This window comes from Bacillus sp. FSL W7-1085 (assembly GCF_038595035.1).
Classification (GTDB): domain Bacteria; phylum Bacillota; class Bacilli; order Bacillales; family Bacillaceae; genus Bacillus; species Bacillus altitudinis.
In genome coordinates this window covers 2,606,134-2,625,056 of sequence record NZ_CP152000.1, presented here as the reverse complement: position 1 = coordinate 2,625,056, position 18,923 = coordinate 2,606,134, and the positions used below count along the sequence as shown (strand labels likewise).

Here is an 18,923-nt window from a genome sequence, read left to right as displayed (position 1 = left end):
TAGACGAAAGGAGTGGATTAAGCATGTCCTATGTTCATCTTCAGGTCCACAGTGGATACAGCTTGTTGAGCAGTGCAGCGAAGGTCAAGGAGCTCGTATTAAAGGCGAAAGAACTTGGCTATCAAGCGCTCGCTCTTACCGATGACCATGTGATGTATGGAACGGTTGAATTTTATAAGGAATGTAAAACACATGGCATCAAGCCGATTATCGGTTTAACAGCTTCTGTCTTCATAGATGAACAAGAGACAGAGGCTTATCCTTTGATTCTCCTTGCCAAAAACAATGAAGGCTATCAAAACTTGATCAAAATTAGCAGTGTCTTGAAATCAAAGTCAAAAACCGGCCTGAAAGAGAAATGGCTGAAAGCCTATCATTATGGCCTTATTGCCATCACACCAGGCGTATCCGGCTATATTGAAACGCTGCTGCAACATGATCAGCTAGATGAAGCAAGGGATGCAGCCAGCCATTTAAAAGATCTTTTTGGTGAGGAACATGTGTATTTAGCCGTTCAGCCGTTTCAGCAGGACGAAGAGCTGTCTCATAAGCTCAGGGAACTTTCAAAAAGGGCGAACATCCCGCTTGTGGCAACAGGTGACGTCCACTATATCCATCAAGAGGACAAAACCGCATATACATGTTTAAAAGCCATTAAAGCAGGCCAGCAGTTATCAGAAATTGAGGAAGACCAAGGAGACAAGCATTTCAGATCGATCGAAGAAATGATGAAGTGGTATGGTGATGATCCAGAATTGCTGGCAAGAACGGTTGAGATTGCAAACCGCTGCGAGGTCGATTTAAATCTTGGCCAGACGAAACTGCCAACCTATCCGACGCCTGATCAATCAACAGCTGATCAATTTTTACGAAGAGTGTGCCAAGAAGGCATGAAACGAAGACAGATTGCTTCAAATGACACATATATCAAAAGGCTTGAGTATGAGCTGAGCATCATTCAAAAAATGAATTTCAGTGATTATTTCCTCATTGTGTGGGATTTTATGAAGTATGCTCATGATCATGGCATTGTCACAGGTCCTGGCAGGGGATCAGCAGCAGGCTCTTTAGTTGCGTATGTTCTGTTTATTACAGATGTCGATCCGATCCGTCACGGGCTTTTATTTGAGCGTTTTTTAAATCCTGAACGAATCAGCATGCCAGATATAGATATCGATTTTCCTGACACGAGAAGAGATGAAATCATTTCATATGTAAAAGACAAATATGGGGATATGCATGTGGCGCAAATTGTCACGTTTGGAACACTTGCCGCAAAGGCAGCTTTAAGAGATGTCGGACGTGTGATGGGAATTGATTCAAAAGCAGCAGACCGGCTTGCAAAGCTCATCCCATCAAAGCCAGGGACGACACTGAAAGAAGCGGTGACAGTCTCCTCAGAATTAAAAACACTGCTCCAGCAATCTGAAGAACTGCAAAGAGTGTTTCAAACCGCTTTAAAGGTAGAAGGATTACCAAGACATACGTCAACACATGCAGCCGGCATTGTCCTAAGTGAGGAGCCGCTCACACAAGTCGTGCCTATTCAAGAAGGGCATGATGGAGTGTATTTGACGCAATATGCGATGAATTATTTAGAAGATCTCGGTCTTTTAAAAATGGATTTTTTAGGTTTGAGAAACTTAACATTAATTGAATCCATTAAAAACCAGATTGAAAGACAGGAAAACGTCCACATTAACTTTAGTGACATTTCATATGAAGATCAGAAAACGTTTGATTTGTTATCAGCGGGAGATACAACGGGGATTTTCCAGCTGGAGTCACAAGGTATGCGTCAGGTGCTGAGACGACTGAAACCTTCTAGTCTAGAAGATATCGTGGCTGTCAATGCCTTATACCGCCCGGGTCCAATGGAGAATATCCCGCTCTTTATCGACCGAAAGCATGGCAGAGTGAAAGTCTCCTACCCGCATCCAGATTTGTATGACATCTTAAAGGATACATATGGGGTCATCGTCTATCAGGAGCAAATCATGCTGATTGCAGCAAAGATGGCAGGCTTTAAGCTGGGCGAGGCCGATCTACTAAGAAGAGCCGTTTCAAAGAAGGATAAAAAGGTGCTTGATGAAGAGCGAAGCCATTTTGTTGAAGGATGCCTAAAAAAGGAGTATCCTGTTAACATTGCAAATGACGTTTATGACCTAATCGTCAAATTTGCAAACTATGGTTTTAATAGAAGCCATGCTGTTGCATATAGCATGATCGGCTTTCAGCTTGCTTATTTAAAAGCGCATTATCCGTTATATTTTATGTGCGGTCTTTTAACGAGTGTGATTGGAAATGAAGACAAAGTGGCTCAATATTTCTATGAGGCAAAGGAAAAAGGGATATCGGTGTTGAAGCCTTCTATTAATAAGAGCGAATTTCCATTCACGGTTGAAAAAGGGGAGATCCGCTACAGCTTAAGAGCGATTAAAAATGTCGGAGTGTCAGCTGTAAAGGATATATACAGAGCAAGACAGGAAAAGCCATTTGAAGATTTATTTGATTTTTGCGCAAGGGTATCAACAAAGAGTGTCAACCGAAAAACGATTGAAGCCCTCATTTTCTCAGGGGCAATGGATGAGCTTCATCCAAATCGTGCTTCGTTATTAGCATCGATAGATATTGCGTTAGACCATGTGTCATTTTTAACACCTGAGGATCAACTGGACTTTCTTGGGGATACAACGTTCTCCATTAAGCCAAAATATGCGGAGATAGACGAACTGCCGCTTGTTGATCTCCTGCAATTTGAAAAAGAGGCACTCGGGTTATATTTATCAAATCACCCTGTACAAGCGTATCGAGATCGCTTAAGAGAGAATGGTGCGGTGGAAATCATCAGACTTTCTTCCTATATAAAGCGAAAGATCTCAATGGGTGGTCTTTTGACAAAGGTGAAATCGATTCGGACAAAAAATGGACAATCGATGGCATTTGTCACATTCGGGGATGAAACGGGAGAAATGGAAGGTGTCGTCTTTCCAGAGCAATTTAGAAAGCTGTCCCCCTTACTTGAGGAGGGCGCAATGCTTTATGTTGAAGGCAGAATAGATGTCAGAAATGAGAGCAGTCAAATCATCGTGCAAGAAGCTGTTCTACTGGAAGAGATGGGCTCTAAAAGAAAAGAATCTGTCTACATTCGAGTCAAAGAAGAGAATCATACGCAGGAGCTGCTAGAACAAGTGAAGCGAGTAATCTCCATGCACAGGGGAGAAGCAGATGTCTATTTGTATTATGAAAAGCAAAAAAAGACGATGAGACTTCCAGATGCATACAAAGTTCATGCAGATCATGCGGTCATTTTCCAGTTAAAAGAGCTGCTAGGTGAACAAAACGTTGTGATTAAATGATGACAAATCGTCTGAATATGTTTTACAATTTCACCTATTGTGTTATCATTTTAAAGATTCTGTGTATTTAAACTGCCAAGTATGTGCTTATCAACTTAGCAATTCATTAAATCATTTTCCACTTGAAGGAGTGTTCATCACATGTCATTAAGAGAAGAAGCATTACATATGCACAAAGAGAATCAAGGCAAACTCGAATCAAAATCAAAGGTACAAGTGAAAAATGCGAAAGACTTGAGCTTGGCTTACTCACCAGGTGTAGCGGAGCCATGTAAAGATATTTATGACGATACAAGCAAAGTGTATGATTATACAATGAAAGGCAATATGGTCGCTGTTGTCACAGACGGAAGTGCTGTATTAGGGCTTGGAAACATTGGGGCAGAAGCATCTCTTCCAGTAATGGAAGGAAAAGCTGTCTTATTCAAAAGCTTTGCAGGTGTTGATGCATTCCCAATCGCACTTGCAACAAACGATGTAGACAAAATCGTTGAAACAGTGAAGCTTCTTGAGCCGACGTTTGGCGGCGTGAACCTTGAAGATATTGCAGCACCAAACTGCTTTATCATTGAAGAGCGTTTGAAAAAAGAGACAAACATTCCTGTTTTCCACGATGATCAGCACGGGACAGCGATTGTAACAGTGGCAGGACTTGTGAATGCACTGAAGCTGTCTGGAAAATCAATGTCTTCAATTAAAGTGGTTGCAAACGGCGCTGGAGCAGCAGGAATTGCGATTATCAAACTTCTTTATCATTTCGGTGTACGTGATATCATCATGTGTGATACAAAAGGCGCTATTTATGAAGGCCGTCCGAATGGTATGAATGCAGTGAAAAATGAAGTAGCTAAATTCACGAACCAAGATCGTAAAGAAGGTTCTTTAGAAGAAGTGATTGAAGGCGCAGATGTCTTTATCGGCGTTTCAGTAGCAGGTGCTTTAACTAAAGAAATGGTTGGAAAAATGGCAAAAGATCCTGTCATCTTCGCAATGGCTAATCCAAACCCAGAGATCATGCCAGAAGACGCACATGCAGCAGGTGCAAGTGTTGTAGGAACTGGCCGTTCTGACTTCCCGAACCAAGTGAACAACGTCCTTGCATTCCCTGGTATTTTCCGTGGAGCGCTTGATGTACGTGCGACACACATTAACGAAGAAATGAAAATTGCAGCTGTTGAAGCGATTGCTTCCCTTGTATCAGATGAAGAATTGTCAGCGGAATACGTTATCCCTGCACCATTTGATGCACGAGTAGCGCCAGCGGTAGCCAAAGCAGTGGCAAAAGCAGCAATGGAAACGGGCGTTTCAAGAATCAAAGTAGACCCAGAAGCTGTTGCAGAAAAAACAAGAAAATTAACGATTATCGGCGAGTAATCGAATTGGAAAAGTGTGCACGTTCTTTCTGAATTTGGAGGAAAAACGTGCACTATTTCCTCTCTTACACGAAATTTTTTTCATCCTAAATGAGATTTTTTTGTAGACGTTCACAATTCACATATACCAACTACTCAGCGCCCCAAACCTATACTCATTTCTCATCAATTCCCCACTGAAAAAATTGAATGAAGGATGACAGCGTTTGACAAAAAAAGTACAATAGTTTCGGTACAGTTATGACATGTCCTATAATAGTGGATGTGCGTGTAAAGAAAAAACCCTTCAAAAAGGGAGGTAGTCATTTGTCAATCAAGAATATTTTCAGTAAAAAGAAAAAATATGCATCTGTACCCTCTGAACAGGCAAGTCAAGATGTGCCTGAAGGCATCATGACCAAATGTCCGCAATGTAAAAAAATAATGCTCACCAAAGAACTAGATAAAAATTTACGTGTTTGCATGAATTGCGGCAGACATTTGCAAATGAATGCAAAACAACGTATTGAAAGCCTTGTAGACGAAGGCACATTTGAAGAATTTAACGGTCACCTCATTTCTGAGAACCCGCTCGGTTTCCCAGGCTACGAAGAAAAGCTTCAGAAAGACAGAGAAAAAACATCTTTGAATGAAGCCATCGTAACAGGAAAAGGTGAAATTAAAGGTCAAAGTGCTGTCATTGCTGTCATGGATGCCACGTTCCGTATGGGCAGCATGGGCTCAGTCGTTGGTGAAAAGATTACATTAGCTATTGAGAAAGCAAAAGCGGACAAGGTGCCATTTATCATCTTCACTGCATCTGGAGGAGCAAGAATGCAAGAGGGGATTCTTAGTCTGATGCAGATGGCAAAAACAAGTTCAGCATTAAAGCTATTCAGCGAGGATCAAGGTCTGATTATCTCTGTGATGACCAATCCGACAACTGGCGGTGTATCAGCTAGTTTTGCGTCTCTCGGTGATTACAACTTTGCAGAGCCTGGTGCATTAATTGGTTTTGCTGGTCGCAGAATCATTGAACAAACCATTCGTGAAGACCTACCAGAGGACTTCCAAACGGCTGAATTTTTAATGAAGCATGGTCAGTTAGATGCTGTGATTCACCGTGCAGAAATGAAAGAAACATTAGGCCAAATCTTAGCATTACACAGCACAGGAGGTGAACGAGAGTGGCTGGAGAACTAGAATTTGAAAAACCTGTCATTGAACTTCGAGCGAAAATTGATGAATTGAAAAAGTTCACACAAAACTCAGAGATGGATTTAAGTGCGGAAATTGAGCGCCTTGAAACGCGTCTGAGTAAGCTTGAAACAGACATTTATACAAATTTAAAGCCGTGGGACAGAGTACAAATTGCTCGTCATGCGATGCGCCCAACAACTCTCGATTACATTCAAGAGCTGTTTGATAACTTTTTCGAATGTCACGGTGACCGTTTTTATGGCGACGATGAAGCCATCGTTGGAGGAATTGCTACGTTTAAAGGACTTCCTGTCACAGTCATTGGTCATCAGCGAGGAAAAGACACAAAAGAAAACTTGCGCCGTAATTTCGGGATGCCGCATCCAGAAGGTTACCGTAAAGCATTGCGCTTGATGAAACAAGCAGATAAATTTAATCGTCCAATCATTTGCTTTATTGATACAAAAGGAGCTTATCCTGGTAAAGCAGCTGAAGAACGCGGGCAAAGTGAAGCAATTGCGAAAAACCTTTTCGAAATGGCAGGACTTCGTGTACCGGTTGTCTGTATTGTCATTGGAGAAGGCGGAAGTGGCGGAGCACTAGGCTTAGGCGTAGGAAACCACCTATTTATGCTAGAGAACTCAACATATTCAGTGATTTCACCTGAAGGTGCAGCAGCACTGCTCTGGAAGGACTCATCACTTGCGAAAAAAGCTGCAGAATCAATGAAAATTACTGCTCCAGACCTAAAAGAATTAGATATTATAGATGATGTTATTAAAGAAGTGCAAGGTGGAGCACACCGAGACGTGAAACAACAAGCAGCCTACATTGAAAAAACATTAAAACAGTCACTTACATCTTTGCTCAAACAATCGCCTGAAGAATTAGTCGAACAAAGATATCAAAAATACAAAGCAATTGGTAAAGTATCGATTGAAAATCAATATATTGGGGTAAACTAAATAAACGTACAGCCTTTTGGCTGGCGTTTATTTTTTTCGTCTTTTTTCATCAAAACGATCTGATGTAAGCGCTATTTGAAAATAATTTTCTTTTGTTTTCATAAAATTTGAAACGTCTGAAAACGTTGATTTGACAAGGTTTAGAGTACTTGGATCAACTGTTTTTTGAACAAAGTGCTTTCATGACTTTCTTAACTTTTGTTTAAAAACATTTTATTTAATTGTATAATAAGTACGGTTTTAGAAATTCGTATTGAAAACATCCGGTTTTGCTCATGATTGTTTTCAAGCAGTGGAAATGGTATGTTTAATTCATATATGGTCTCTGAGGTGAAAAAGATGAAGCGTATAGGAGTTTTAACGAGCGGTGGGGATTCCCCAGGAATGAATGCAGCTGTGCGCGCAGTTGTAAGGAAAGCAATTTACCATAATGTAGAAGTTTACGGTATTTATAATGGATATTCAGGTCTAATTAACGGTAAAATTGAGAAACTCGAAATAGGTTCAGTAGGCGATATCATTCATCGTGGAGGAACAAAACTTTACACGGCAAGATGTCCTGAATTCAAGACAGTTGAAGGTCGTGAAAAAGGGATTGAGAACTTAAAAAAATTCGGTATTGAAGGACTTGTTGTCATCGGTGGAGATGGCTCATTCATGGGAGCGAAGAAATTAACAGAGCTCGGTTTTCCATGTGTAGGTGTCCCTGGCACGATTGACAATGACATTCCTGGTACTGATTTCACTATTGGCTTTGATACAGCACTAAATACTGTCATTGATGCCATTGATAAAATTCGTGATACAGCCACATCTCATGAACGTACATACGTAGTGGAAGTAATGGGAAGACATGCAGGGGATATTGCCCTTTGGTCAGGTCTTGCAGGCGGAGCTGAATCGATTTTGATTCCTGAAGCAGACTATGACATGGACGAAATTATTGCCAGATTGAGAAGAGGACATGAGCGCGGCAAGAAGCACAGTATCATCATCGTCGCAGAAGGCGTAGGCAGCGGTGTCGAATTTGGTAAGAGAATTGAAGAGGAGACAAGCCTTGAAACGCGTGTATCTGTCTTAGGACATATTCAACGTGGAGGTTCTCCAAGTGCGTTTGACCGAGTGCTCGCAAGTCGCCTAGGAGCGTATGCAGTAGAACTTCTTCTTGAAGGAAGAGGCGGACGCTGTGTAGGCATTCAAAGCAACGAACTCGTTCATCACGATATTTTAGACATCTTAGATAAAAAGCATACAGTCGATCAAAATATGTACCGACTTTCACAAGAGCTCTCTATATAAAACGAGAAGACCTTAGGAGGAACAGTAATGAGAAAGACAAAAATCGTTTGTACAATCGGTCCAGCAAGTGAAAGCATTGAAAAGCTGACTGAATTGATTGAAGCAGGAATGAATGTAGCCAGACTAAACTTCTCTCATGGAGATTTTGAAGAGCATGGTGCACGTATTGAAAACATTCGCAAAGCAGGTAAAACTTTAGGCAAGGACATTGCGATCCTTCTTGATACAAAAGGTCCAGAGATCCGTACACGCACAGTTGAAAACGGCTCAATTGAGTTAGTTGCTGGTGCTGATCTTATCGTGAGTATGGAAGACATTGTGGGAAACACTGAAAAAATCAGTGTGACGTACGAAGATTTAATTCATGATGTAGAAGTGGGCTCAACTATTTTATTAGATGATGGTCTGATTGGTCTAGAAGTAAAAGAGTTAAATAAGGACCGAAAAGAAATCGTCACAAAAGTAATGAATACAGGCACACTGAAAAACAAAAAAGGTGTCAACGTACCAGGTGTGAGTGTGAACTTGCCGGGTATTACAGAAAAGGATGCCAATGATATTCTGTTTGGAATTGAACAAGGTGTCGATTTCATCGCAGCTTCTTTTGTGAGACGAGCTTCTGATGTTCTTGAAATTCGTGAGCTACTTGAAAAGAACAACGCAGCTGACATTCAAATCATTCCGAAGATTGAAAACCAAGAGGGCGTTGATAACATCGATGAAATCCTTGAGGTATCAGATGGACTGATGGTCGCGCGTGGAGATCTTGGTGTAGAGATTCCGGCAGAAGAAGTACCACTTGTTCAAAAAATGCTGATCAAAAAATGCAACCGTTTAGGCAAGCCTGTCATCACAGCAACTCAAATGCTGGACAGCATGCAGCGTAACCCTCGTCCAACTCGTGCGGAAGCAAGTGACGTGGCAAATGCTATTTTTGACGGTACAGATGCGATCATGCTATCTGGTGAAACAGCAGCAGGAACATATCCAGTTGAAGCTGTGCAAACGATGCACAACATTGCCTCACGTTCAGAGGAAGCACTTAACTATAAAGCAATCCTTTCTCGCAGAAGCGAAGAAGTAGAGGTCAGCATTACAGATGCAATCGGTCAATCTGTTGCGCACACAGCTATGAAGCTTGATGTGGCAGCAATTGTGACACCTACTGAGAGTGGTCATACAGCAAGAATGATTTCAAAATATAGACCTAAAGCACCAATCGTTGCAGTCACAGCAAACGAATCAGTAGCAAGAAAGCTATCTCTCGTATTCGGTGTATTTGCGAAGAGTGGATCAAATACGTCATCTACTGATGAAATGCTAGAGAATGCGGTAGAAAAATCTATTGAATCTGGCTATGTAAGACATGGCGACTTGATTGTCATTACAGCTGGTGTGCCGGTTGGAGAAGCTGGTACAACGAACTTAATGAAAGTGTATGTTGTCGGTGACATCATTGCGAAGGGTCAAGGAATTGGCCGCAAATCTGCATTTGGACCGGTTGTTATTGCACAAAGCGGAAAAGAAGCAGAGGAAAAAATGTACGATGGTGCGATTCTTGTCGCAAACTGCACAGATCGTGATATGATGGGTGCTTTAGAAAAAGCGTCTGCCCTTATCACGGAAGAAGGCGGTTTAACAAGCCATGCAGCAGTCGTTGGGCTTAGTCTTGGAATTCCAGTCATTGTCGGTCTTGACAGTGCCACAACACTTCTAAAAGAAGGCGAAGAGATTACAGTAGATCCAGCACGCGGAGCGATCTACAAAGGCCGTGCAAGCGTCCTTTAAATCACACACGAGGGGAGTTATCTGACTCCTCTCTTTTTTTATGTTACACTAAAAAAAGTAAACAGCTTTCGATGAAAGAGACCCCATGAGGTGATATGGTTGAAAAAATATTTTCTACTATTATTGATTCTGTTCCCGGCAGTGGAAATTAGTTTATTTCTAATCTCAAGTAACATCATTGGTATTTTACCAACGATGCTATTCATTGTGCTAACTAGCGCATTAGGTGCTTACTTTGCAAGAAAACAAGGAATAGAAGCATTTCAGAAAGTGCAGCGAGATTTACAGTATGGCAAAATGCCAGGGGCCACCATTGTCGATGGCTTCTGCATTCTGATCGGTGGTTTGCTGCTGCTCATACCTGGATTCCTTTCTGATCTGATTGGGGCTGTGCTGCTCATTCCCATGACAAGAAAACGGATCAAACCGCTCTTTGAGCGCTGGCTTAGAAACATGTCCAATCGCAAACGCTATACGATTATACGATAAAGAGACCTTCGCATCAGGTCTCTTTTACTTTTGCGCACCATACCGAATGTACTGATAAAGGTCTCTGAAAACCCCTGCATTACGAAACGCCTGCCAAACGACAAGAGAAGCGGGACCGAGTGCAAGTCCAAGAAAACCAAAGCATTTTAACCCGACAAACAGCGCCACAAGTGTTGCTAAAGGATTAAGACCGATTGATTTACTTAAGACTTTTGGCTCTGATATTTGTCTTTGAATGAGCACCACAATATACAAAATGCCTAGTCCAATGGCGAGTGAAAGATTTCCTGTCATGGCGGAGTAAATGATCCACGGAAGAAAAACGGTGCCACTCCCGATGTAAGGAAGTAAATCAACTAGACCAATACATAGAGCAATCACAATCGCATGCTCGACCTTTAAGATGAAAAGTCCAATCAGCACGATCCCAATGGTCATGGCAACAAGGAGAAGCTGGGCCTTCATAAAGCCAGAAATGGCTTTTTTGATTTCAGATAAAATGGCACGTGTATGAAGCATCCATTTGGCGGGAAAGATACGAGAACCATATTTTTTTAACGTAAACCAATCTTTTGTGATAAAAAAAGTCGCTAGTGCGGAAAATAAAAGCGTCGCTGCTGCGTCAGGCAAAAGACCTAAAAAAGCTGGAATGAATTCAAGAGTTTTTGAAAGGAAAGTCCCGATTTTTGCCGCTGCTTCGTCACCAAGTGCTTGGATTTGTCCTAAAATCGATTCCTTTTGACCTGCTTGAAGTGTATTAAATTGAGCAGTCAAATCATGATATAAAGGCAAAATCTGATCTGTGAAAAAACGTTCCACGATCCCAATCAGTTGATCAAGATGACCTGGCAGGACCTTTGCTAAATAAGCACTTCCTGAAATGATTTCCGCCACTAAAAGTGTCATGAATCCAGCTGCTGCCACTAAAAAGAGTAATAACACAATGATGACAACAAAACCTCTTGGCATCCCGGTCATGTTTTCAATTTTGCATACGGCTGGATGAATCAAACACGACACGGCAAATGCAATCCAAAATGGATATAAAAACGGAAAAGACTGATATAAAAAAACAACCGCACAAACGGCGATGCTGAAAATCATCAAACTTCGCAAAAAAATGCCCACATAAGTGTGATTCACACAATCCCCTCCAAAAAACAAGCATGTCCGATACTTCATTTTATTCAAAAAGATTAGTAATATGAAAAGGTCGCAATAAAAAGAAAGAAAGGAGCGGCGTATGTTTACTCAAGCAAATTTGTTTTTGGTTCTTTTACTCGTTATTGCACTTATTGCAAAAAACAATTCGTTAATTTTAGCGGTCTCTGTGCTGATTGCCATTAAGCTGATTGGCCTGGATCAAAAAATATTCCCGGTTCTGCAATCAAAAGGTATCAATTGGGGTGTGACGGTCATCACGATCGCTGTGCTTGTACCGATCGCAACAGGGGACATTGGATTTAAACAACTTGGAGAAGCGATGAAATCTTCCTATGCTTGGATAGCTCTTGGAGCGGGTATATTAGTAGCATTAATTGCAAAAAACGGCATTGTGCTACTCGAAAACGATCCGCATATCACAGCAGCACTTGTATTCGGTACGATTTTGGCAGTCAGCTTATTCAAAGGTGTGGCTGTTGGCCCGCTGATTGGTGCTGGAATTGCCTATTTAGCGATGCAAGCAGTGAAATTTTTCAGCGGTTAAAAAGAGAGTGGCACATGCCACTTTCTTTTGATTTTTTTTCTGGCGTGAGCTTTTGCAAAAAAACATAATTAAATATATTAAAAGAAGCAAAATCCCTTTATTCCATGCCCGAACCGGAAGGCTGGAAAAAAAAATATCAAAAAAAATTATAGTTAAACATTTAACAAATGTCTGATTATTGTTTATAATGGGAATAGGCTTAATTTTGAACTCATTGATCAAACACGAGATATGAGGCTAAAAGCGCTCTAACCGTATAGGTAAATGTAAGCATTTTCTTTTCTAAACCTGCCAGCCTATTTTGGTTGGATAGCGCTTTCAAAAAGCGAGAATTTTGCAACGAAGGGGAATCTTTTTAAAAAGGGGAGATTGAACATGACAGCAACAAGAGGTCTTGAAGGTATCGTGGCAACAACTTCATCCGTAAGCTCAATTATTGATGATACTCTTACTTATGTAGGGTACAATATCGATGATTTAACTGAAAAAGCGACTTTCGAAGAAATTGTCTACCTGTTATGGCACTTAAAGCTGCCGAATGAGCAGGAGCTAAGCGAGTTAAAGCAGCAGCTCAATGAAAATGCTCATATTCCGCAAGAGATCATTGAGCACTTTAAATCTTATTCGCTGGATGGGGTTCATCCAATGTCTGCGATTCGTACAGCGGTATCCTTATTAGGTTTACTTGATGACGAATCAGAGATTATGGACAAAGAAGCGAATTACAGAAAAGCCATTCGCTTACAAGCGAAAATTTCTGGACTTGTCGCTGCATTCTCACGTATTCGAAAGGGACTTGAGCCTGTACAGCCAAAAGAAGAATACAGCTATGCTGCAAACTTCTTATATATGCTAAACGGCGAAGAGCCTTCACCAGTAGAAATTGAAGCGATTGATAAAGCGCTCATTCTACATGCGGATCACGAATTAAACGCATCGACATTTACAGCACGTGTATGTGTTGCTACACTATCAGATATCTACTCTGGTGTAACAGCGGCTATCGGCGCATTGAAAGGACCACTTCATGGCGGCGCGAATGAAGGCGTAATGAAGATGCTCTCAGAAATTGGCGAAGTTGAAAACGTAGATTCCTATATTCATGGTAAGCTAGAGAAGAAAGAGAAAATTATGGGCTTTGGCCACCGCGTTTACCGCCAGGGTGACCCGCGTGCAAAACATTTAAAAGAAATGAGCCAGCGCTTAACAAATCTCACAGGCGAGCCAAAATGGTATGAAATGTCTGTACGCGCAGAGGAAATCGTGACATCAGAGAAAAATCTTCCACCAAATGTTGATTTTTATTCTGCTTCTGTCTATCACAGTCTTGGAATTGATCATGACTTGTTTACACCAATTTTCGTGATCAGCCGATTCTCTGGATGGATTGCTCACATTTTAGAGCAATATGACAACAACCGTCTGATCCGTCCAAGAGCTGACTATATTGGACCTGATCTTCAAACGTTTGTTCCGATCAGTGAAAGAGACTAATGTTTATAGAATAGCGGAGGCTGATCCATCTAAACCAATCAGCCTCCATATCAACAAAAAACGAATCACGTGAAAAACTTCTTGGCTTGCAGACATCAAGCTTGGAAGTTTCAAATATTCACTACATAACCTGGGAGGTAATATCATTGTCACAAGGCGAAAAAATTACAGTTACTGGCGGCGTATTGAATGTACCAAATAATCCAATTATCCCGTTTATCGAAGGGGACGGAATCGGTCCTGACATTTGGAAAGCAGCATCAAGAGTTCTTGAAGCAGCTGTAGAAAAAGCATATAAAGGTGAAAAGCAAATCACTTGGAAAGAAGTATATGCAGGTGAAAAAGCTTACAATAAAACTGGCGAGTGGCTTCCAGAGCAAACACTTGAAGACATTCGTGAATATTTAATCGCGATCAAAGGACCACTGACAACACCAATTGGCGGAGGAATCCGTTCATTGAACGTGGCACTAAGACAAGAGCTTGATTTATTCACATGCTTACGTCCAGTTCGCTGGTTCAAAGGTGTACCATCTCCTGTGAAACGTCCAGAAGACACAGACATGGTCATCTTCCGTGAAAACACTGAAGATATCTATGCAGGAATCGAGTATGCAAAAGGATCAGACGAAGTGAAGAAGTTAATCGACTTCTTGAAAAACGAATTAGGTGTGAATAAAATCCGTTTCCCAGAAACATCAGGTATCGGAATCAAACCAGTTTCTGAAGAAGGAACATCTCGTCTTGTCAGAGCAGCGATCCAATATGCGATTGACCAAGGCCGTAAATCTGTGACGCTTGTTCACAAAGGAAACATCATGAAATTTACAGAAGGAGCCTTCAAAAACTGGGGCTACGAAGTGGCTGAAAAAGAGTTTGGCGACAAAGTCTTTACATGGGCACAATATGATCGTATTGTAGAACAAGATGGAAAAGATGCGGCAAACAAAGCGCAAAGTGAAGCAGAAGCTGCTGGCAAAATCATTGTCAAAGACAGCATTGCAGATATTTTCCTTCAACAAATTTTAACTCGTCCAGCTGAGTTCGATGTTGTCGCAACAATGAACTTAAACGGAGACTACATCTCTGATGCACTTGCAGCACAAGTTGGTGGAATTGGTATCGCACCTGGTGCAAATATCAACTACGAAACAGGACACGCTATTTTTGAAGCGACTCACGGAACAGCACCGAAATACGCTGGTCTTGATAAAGTGAATCCATCTTCTGTTCTTCTATCAGGCGTGCTTTTACTTGAGCACCTTGGATGGCAAGAAGCTGCTGATCTAGTGATTCAATCTGTTGAAAAAACAATTGCATCTAAAGTCGTCACGTACGATTTTGCTAGATTAATGGACGGTGCAACAGAAGTGAAATGTTCTGAGTTTGCTGACGAGCTCATCAAAAACTTGTCTTGATTCTTAAACTTTAAAGTTAAAGGGGAAAAAGGAAATGGCAAACAAGCGTAAAAAAGTATCTGTCATCGGAGCAGGCTTTACTGGAGCAACTACAGCATTTCTAACAGCTCAAAAAGAATTAGCGGATGTCGTATTAGTGGATATCCCTCAGCTTGAGAACCCGACAAAAGGGAAAGCACTTGACATGCTGGAAGCAAGCCCTGTTCAAGGCTTCGATGCGAATATTACAGGAACTTCTAACTACGAAGATACAGCCGGTTCTGATGTCGTGGTCATTACGGCAGGAATTGCAAGAAAGCCGGGAATGAGCCGTGACGACCTCGTGTCAACAAATGAAAAAATCATGCGCAGTGTGACACGTGAAATCGTTAAATATTCTCCAGAAGCGATCATTGTTGTGTTAACAAACCCTGTTGATGCAATGACATATGCAGTTTATAAAGAATCAGGATTACCAAAAGAAAAAGTCATCGGACAATCAGGAATTCTTGATACAGCACGTTTCCGTACGTTCGTTGCTCAAGAATTAAACCTATCTGTGAAAGATGTGACGGGCTTTGTTCTTGGCGGACATGGGGACGACATGGTTCCTCTTGTACGTTACTCTTATGCAGGCGGTATCCCGCTGGAAACATTAATTCCTAAAGAGCGAATTGATGCAATTGTTGAAAGAACAAGAAAAGGCGGCGGTGAAATCGTCAACCTATTAGGTAACGGTAGTGCGTATTATGCACCTGCTGCTTCACTCGTTGAAATGGTTGAGGCGATCTTAAAAGATCAACGCCGCGTCATGCCGACGATTGCATACCTTGAAGGTGAATATGGCTACGAAGGCATTTACCTTGGAGTTCCAACAATCGTAGGTGGAAACGGTCTTGAGCAGATCATCGAGCTTGAGCTGACAGAAGAAGAAAGAAGTCAGCTTGACCGTTCTGTTGAATCTGTAAAGAACGTCATGAAAGTATTGTCTTAATAAGAATAAAAAAGAAGGCTTCTCATATGAGGAGTCTTCTTTTTGTTTACAAAGCCAATATTGTCGAAATTTTAAATTGTTCTCTTGTTAAGCTTTCGTTAAAATGAAAGAGAAAGCATGACTTCTCGCTTTTCACATAAGATACAAAAAACCGGATGCAGGGGAAATCACTAATTGGAGGCACAACATGAATAAAAAAATATTAGTTGTGGATGATGAAGAATCAATTGTAACACTTCTAAGCTATAACCTTGAAAGGGCGGGCTACGATGTCGTCACAGCAAGAGACGGAGAAGAAGCGCTTGAAAAAGCAGCAAGTGAACAGCCTGATCTGATTGTGCTTGATTTAATGCTTCCGAAAATGGACGGCATTGAAGTGTGCAAACAACTGAGAATTCAAAAAATGATGTTCCCTATTTTAATGCTGACAGCAAAGGACGATGAATTTGATAAGGTGCTCGGTCTTGAACTTGGAGCCGATGATTACATGACAAAACCTTTCAGTCCTAGAGAAGTGGGTGCTCGGGTAAAAGCCATTTTGAGAAGAGCACAGCAATCTCAGCCGGCTCCCGTGCAAGAAGAGAAGGAAGAGATCATTGCAGACCAAATCAAAATTGGAGACCTGCGCATTTTACCTGAACATTACGAAGTCTATTTCCAAGAAGAACGTCTAGAGCTTACGCCAAAGGAATTTGAACTGCTTCTTTATTTGGCTAAGCATAAAGGCCGTGTCCTTACGCGTGATCTATTGTTAAGTGCGGTTTGGAATTATGACTTTGCAGGTGATACTCGTATTGTGGATGTGCATATCAGCCACTTGCGGGACAAAATTGAAAAGAACACGAAAAAACCAACATATATTAAAACCATTCGAGGCTTAGGCTACAAATTGGAGGAGCCAAAGCCAAATGAGTAAAGTGAGAACCCGCCTTTTTTCTGGGCTCATTTTTCTCTTGTTTATTGTGTTTGTTGCGCTTGGTCTTTTCTTGGATCATATGTTTCATATTTTCTATGAAACAAAATTAACCGAACGAATGGAAAAGGAATCGAGTTTTCTCCTTTCTTCTATGAATGTTGAAGATTTGAATGCGGAGCAAAACAAGAAGATTCTTAATCAAGCAAAGCAGCATCTCGATATGAATGCGTCGATTGTGGACGTGAAGGGGAATATCATACATACAACGGGTCAAGCAGAACAAAGGGCTGTCATTTTAAACACACTGAAAAGTGAGCAGCTCCAAACAAAAGGAACGTTCATTGAGGATGAGAAGGATGCGCTGTTTCATTATGCAGTTCCAATGATGAAACAAAACGAACCGGCGGGATATTTATTTCTTCATGCTTCATTCCAGCCTTTGAATGAGATTGACGGCCAGCTCTGGCTTGCATTAGCCTTTTGTCTTGGTTCGGCCATCATTATCATCGTCTTCTTTGGCTATCGCATGTCGATGAAGTATGTAAAGCCGATTGATTATGCCACAAAGGTGGCCAAACAGCTTGAACGAGGGAACTATGATACAAATAACTATGAAGAGCTGATCATTGAAACAAGTGAACTCAATACATCAATGAAGCGTCTGGCAGAAAGTCTTCAAGACATGACAAGCGCTGGCGAAATGCAGCGAGATCGTCTGCAAACAGTCATTGAAAACATTGGAGCGGGGATTATTTTGATTGATAAAATGGGCTATATCCACTTAGTCAATCGAACATTCCGCAAGCAATTCAAAGTGCAAAAACATATTTACATGCACAAGCTGTATCATGAAGCCTTTACCCATGAAGAGATTATTGAGTTAATAGACGAAATTTTCATGACAGAAACCAAGGTCCGAAAGTTTTTACGTCTCGCTGTTGACATCGAGCGCCGTTATTTCCAAGTCGATGGTGTCCCGATCTTAAGTACAGACGATGAATGGAAAGGGATTGTTCTTGTCTTTCATGATGTGACAGAAACAAAGCAGCTAGAACAGATGCGAAAAGACTTTGTCGCTAACGTGTCACATGAATTAAAGACACCGATCACGTCAATTAAAGGCTTTTCTGAAACACTTCTGGATGGTGCCATTGACGATAAAGAAGCGCTGACACAATTTTTGTCCATCATCCTAAAAGAGAGTATTCGTTTAGAAACGCTCATCCAAGACTTACTTGATCTCTCGAAAATTGAACAGCAGCATTTTAAGCTGAATATTCAAGAAGCCAATGCGACAGAAATCATTCAAGAGATTGAAGTACTGCTAAAACAAAAGGCTGCTGAAAAAGGCATTGACCTACAAGTGCGTGTCCCGAAAGAGCCGGTCTATGTCATGGCAGATCCGCTGAGATTAAAACAAATTTTCCTCAACCTGATCAATAATGCCCTCACCTATACACCAGAGGGAGGAAGTGTCACGATCACAGCAAGACAGAGGAAAGACAGCTATGAATTTGATGTAGCAGATACAGGGATCGGTATGAAAAAGAGTGAGATTCCAAGAATATTCGAGAGGTTTTATCGAATTGATAAAGATAGAAGTAGAAACTCAGGCGGTACAGGGCTTGGTCTTGCCATTGTCAAACACCTTGTCGAAGCACATGAAGGAACGATTTCTGTTCATAGCAAACAAGGCAAAGGGACGACGTTTACCGTGAGTTTAAAGTCAAAATAGAGAAGAATGGAAAGTGGCGTTAAAATTTACATGATCTTTACAATGAATTCATGTTTTGTTAATCAATCATTGGTAGGATGAATAGGAACCCCTTCATCCAAGGAGCCAATTTTGGAAGGACGAAAACACTTGTTGTTTTCGTCCCTTTTTTATGCAGGCTCGTCTATTTTCTTTTCAAAATAAACTTTGATAAAATGAACATACAATGTGCGAAAGAGACGGCTGAG

At 41.2% G+C, this 18,923-nt stretch carries 14 protein-coding genes; 13 read left to right on the top strand and 1 reads right to left on the bottom strand.

What is annotated here, in order from left to right; translation table 11 throughout:
- Positions 1-23 precede the first annotated feature (23 nt).
- The 7 genes from dnaE (at position 24) to MKY11_RS13465 (ending at position 10,452) form a co-directional block, all read left to right on the top strand.
- Positions 24-3,359 carry a DNA polymerase III subunit alpha gene (gene dnaE, locus MKY11_RS13495; protein WP_342501481.1) on the top strand — a complete coding sequence of 1,112 codons (3,336 nt, stop codon included), beginning with the start codon at positions 24-26 and terminating at the stop codon, positions 3,357-3,359.
- 141 nt (positions 3,360-3,500) lie between these two features.
- On the top strand, positions 3,501-4,733 hold the full coding sequence (locus tag MKY11_RS13490) for a malic enzyme-like NAD(P)-binding protein (RefSeq protein ID WP_007501712.1): 1,233 nt from the start codon (positions 3,501-3,503) through the stop codon (positions 4,731-4,733).
- A 305-nt stretch (positions 4,734-5,038) separates the two neighbouring features.
- A complete protein-coding gene (accD, locus tag MKY11_RS13485) occupies positions 5,039-5,914 on the top strand; it encodes an acetyl-CoA carboxylase, carboxyltransferase subunit beta (protein WP_008346077.1) in 876 nt (291 codons plus the stop codon).
- Positions 5,899-6,876 (top strand): acetyl-CoA carboxylase carboxyl transferase subunit alpha, encoded by a 978-nt coding sequence (gene accA, locus MKY11_RS13480; RefSeq protein ID WP_008346075.1) that lies wholly within the window; start codon positions 5,899-5,901, stop codon positions 6,874-6,876. Before accD ends, accA begins: the two co-directional genes overlap by 16 nt.
- 339 nt (positions 6,877-7,215) lie before the next feature.
- Positions 7,216-8,175 carry a 6-phosphofructokinase gene (gene pfkA / locus MKY11_RS13475; protein ID WP_017358271.1) on the top strand — a complete coding sequence of 320 codons (960 nt, stop codon included), beginning with the start codon at positions 7,216-7,218 and terminating at the stop codon, positions 8,173-8,175.
- A 27-nt stretch (positions 8,176-8,202) separates the two neighbouring features.
- Complete coding sequence (gene pyk, locus MKY11_RS13470; protein WP_024718661.1) at positions 8,203-9,963, top strand: pyruvate kinase; 1,761 nt, start codon at positions 8,203-8,205, stop codon at positions 9,961-9,963.
- A 99-nt stretch (positions 9,964-10,062) separates the two neighbouring features.
- Positions 10,063-10,452, top strand: coding sequence for an FxsA family protein (locus MKY11_RS13465; RefSeq protein WP_061419875.1), 390 nt, complete (start codon positions 10,063-10,065; stop codon positions 10,450-10,452).
- 24 nt (positions 10,453-10,476) lie between these two features.
- Here the strand turns inward: MKY11_RS13465 and ytvI are convergent, their stop codons facing one another.
- Positions 10,477-11,595 carry a sporulation integral membrane protein YtvI gene (ytvI, locus tag MKY11_RS13460; RefSeq protein ID WP_024718659.1) on the bottom strand — a complete coding sequence of 373 codons (1,119 nt, stop codon included), beginning with the start codon at positions 11,593-11,595 and terminating at the stop codon, positions 10,477-10,479.
- Positions 11,596-11,695: 100 nt separating this feature from the next.
- Between ytvI and MKY11_RS13455 the strand changes: the two genes are divergently transcribed.
- From MKY11_RS13455 to MKY11_RS13430, 6 genes are all read left to right on the top strand, one after another.
- On the top strand, positions 11,696-12,160 hold the full coding sequence (locus MKY11_RS13455) for a DUF441 domain-containing protein (protein WP_007501699.1): 465 nt from the start codon (positions 11,696-11,698) through the stop codon (positions 12,158-12,160).
- A gap of 375 nt (positions 12,161-12,535) precedes the next feature.
- Complete coding sequence (gene citZ / locus MKY11_RS13450) at positions 12,536-13,654, top strand: citrate synthase (RefSeq protein WP_008346063.1); 1,119 nt, start codon at positions 12,536-12,538, stop codon at positions 13,652-13,654.
- A 146-nt stretch (positions 13,655-13,800) separates the two neighbouring features.
- The gene (icd, locus tag MKY11_RS13445; RefSeq protein ID WP_024424789.1) at positions 13,801-15,072 is read left to right on the top strand and encodes an NADP-dependent isocitrate dehydrogenase; all 1,272 of its coding nucleotides are present in this window, start codon (positions 13,801-13,803) and stop codon (positions 15,070-15,072) included.
- A 34-nt stretch (positions 15,073-15,106) separates the two neighbouring features.
- Positions 15,107-16,045, top strand: coding sequence for a malate dehydrogenase (gene mdh / locus MKY11_RS13440; protein WP_007501693.1), 939 nt, complete (start codon positions 15,107-15,109; stop codon positions 16,043-16,045).
- A gap of 187 nt (positions 16,046-16,232) precedes the next feature.
- The gene (locus tag MKY11_RS13435) at positions 16,233-16,961 is read left to right on the top strand and encodes a response regulator transcription factor (protein ID WP_007501691.1); all 729 of its coding nucleotides are present in this window, start codon (positions 16,233-16,235) and stop codon (positions 16,959-16,961) included.
- Positions 16,954-18,696 (top strand): ATP-binding protein, encoded by a 1,743-nt coding sequence (locus MKY11_RS13430; RefSeq protein WP_017358268.1) that lies wholly within the window; start codon positions 16,954-16,956, stop codon positions 18,694-18,696. Before MKY11_RS13435 ends, MKY11_RS13430 begins: the two co-directional genes overlap by 8 nt.
- Positions 18,697-18,923: the final 227 nt, after the last annotated feature.